Annotated in this window: 1 protein-coding gene and 2 pseudogenes; all 3 read right to left on the bottom strand. The window is 56.6% G+C overall.

Annotated features, from left to right (window positions below):
* Positions 1-189: pseudogene (locus BMI01S_RS41720) on the bottom strand (IS6 family transposase); the annotation flags it as partial.
* 189 nt (positions 190-378) lie between these two features.
* Positions 379-1,179 (bottom strand): class I SAM-dependent methyltransferase, encoded by an 801-nt coding sequence (locus BMI01S_RS37215; RefSeq protein ID WP_244145405.1) that lies wholly within the window; start codon positions 1,177-1,179, stop codon positions 379-381.
* Positions 1,140-1,491, bottom strand: a pseudogene (locus BMI01S_RS42335) (integrase); the annotation flags it as partial. The gene BMI01S_RS37215 and the pseudogene BMI01S_RS42335, both read right to left, overlap by 40 nt.
* Positions 1,492-1,932 lie beyond the last annotated feature (441 nt).

The following is a 1,932-nucleotide window of genomic DNA, read 5'->3' as shown; positions in this document are numbered from 1 at the left end:
TATACCGTGCTCCACCATCATCTCTTCGAGATTACGCAGGCTCAGCGAATAGGCGACGTACCACCGCACGCACAGCAAAATCACGTCCACCGGGAAATGCAGTCGCTTCAGAACCTTCGCAACGCCACGCGACAACGTCTTTCGCGAAATACGTTCCTTCTTCACTGGCGCTTCGGGCGAATTTTTCATGTCCTGATTTTACAGTAGCCCCTTAGCGCGACAAAACCCGAGCAACGCTTACACATGAAATACGAGGAGCGGCTTTGTGTCGTGGGAGCCTAGTTCCACCAGCACCGGGTCGGCGGCGGAAGAAGTCCAGCCCCCTCAAATTCTGGAAACCCGGCGCGGTTCAGTGTGTGTCTGGCCAATACGCGAAGACTACTTTCGGATGCCGATAGCCACGAGGTACTCCCGCGGCATCGCAATCCCCAACTCGGACTGAAACTCTTCGTGATATGTTATGAAATCCTGCCTTAGGCGCTCGCGGCTGTCCGGATCCAAGCTCGCGGCCAAGGTTTTAATGGGGCCGTAGCTCTCCACGGACAACTCCCACACGATAGACCCGTTCAGTTCGCGCAAGACGGTAGTGCCGCTCTCAAAGCGCAAGTCGAAGGCCGCTCCAAGCAGCTTCTTAACGTAATCTGTGTTCCCCCAAGCAAATGGCGACGTTGGTAGTGGCACGGGAGGTCGCGTCACATATGGCTGCATGATTTTGAACAACCCAGCGACCGTACCGTCGGAAGGCCAGGATGCAATTCCCAGCCTGCCCCCCGGTTTGCAGACCCGCGCCAACTCCGAGGCCGCTGCGTCGGGATCGCTGGCAAACATAACGCCGAATGTCGAAATGACGGCGTCGAAGCTTTGATCCTCGAATTGCAGCGCCTCCGCATCGCCCACTTGGAACTCGAAGGATAATTGCGCATCAGCCGCATACGCTTTGGCGGTCTCGATGAGATTTGCTGCCAAGTCAATTCCTATACCGCTTGCGCCACGGGCAGCGATGCGCCGTGCGGCCCACCCTGTACCCGTGGCCACGTCCAGAACGCGCTCGCCGGGCTGCGGAGCGACGCGAATAACGCAATGCTCAATCGCATCGGAGATCGATTGACTAACTCGTTCATATTGCCGCCCTGCACTTCCCCACGTGCCCGCGGCCTCGGCATTGTGGGGTTGGAGCATCGATGCATAATCCATCTTATCCTCCTTGCGTCGACGGCGTCGCTGATCTGGGGTTGCGGCACAGGCAGCGTGGGCAACACGCTTGATTGCTCGTTCGACGGCGCTGGCGCGTGCTTGCCTCTCTTCTGGCGTGTTCTGAAACACCGCGGCGAGATCCGGCCTGTGACGGCTGTTGGCAAACAGCATGAGATCTCGCCGGATGTTCCCGAGCATACCGCGCGCCGATTGTCCGGCAGCCTTGCGAGCCGCTAGATAGTGCTCAACAGGCGCGCGAGAGCTGAGTCCGGCGTACGCTATTAGCTTAAACCAACCAGCCTCCACGGTTCCCGGGGCACCTTCATTTTACGAGTGATGGGTTCCTTGATCGTTGATCGGTAGCTTTTGAATCAATTACGGCCTCTGGAGAGATAAAATCCTGTCACCCCGATTTTCAGATGATTGAGTGAATTGCAATAGTCGACATTCAAAGAAAGATCACATCCATCGGGAGCCAGAACAGGCAAGATCATTTTGCCCGACTCGATAGGCACGGCACAAGATAGACACGCTTCAAACTTGTTACCGGTTGATCAATCTCAAAGACTGCGTGATCCTGCTTGCGCCAGCTGATCGCGAAATAGGGCGTTGTCACGTTGAGGTATTCACGACGCAAGAGCGCACACGACGTACATTTGCTCAGGAATTGGACGGATCTAGGGTGAGCCCGGTGAAGGGCTCTGTCAGGTTGACGCAGTATCGGGGGTAGAATGAAGC

It is taken from the genome of Paraburkholderia mimosarum LMG 23256 = NBRC 106338 (assembly GCF_000739815.1).
Lineage (GTDB): Bacteria > Pseudomonadota > Gammaproteobacteria > Burkholderiales > Burkholderiaceae > Paraburkholderia > Paraburkholderia mimosarum.
The sequence above is the reverse complement of the archived record's forward strand: the minus strand, read 5'-3'. Positions and strand labels throughout refer to the sequence as shown.

Bases quoted from the DNA above. Each gene is read 5' to 3' on its own strand.
- BMI01S_RS37215 (WP_244145405.1), bottom strand. From the start codon at position 1,179: ATGCTCCAACCCCACAATGCCGAGGCCGCGGGCACGTGGGGAAGTGCA.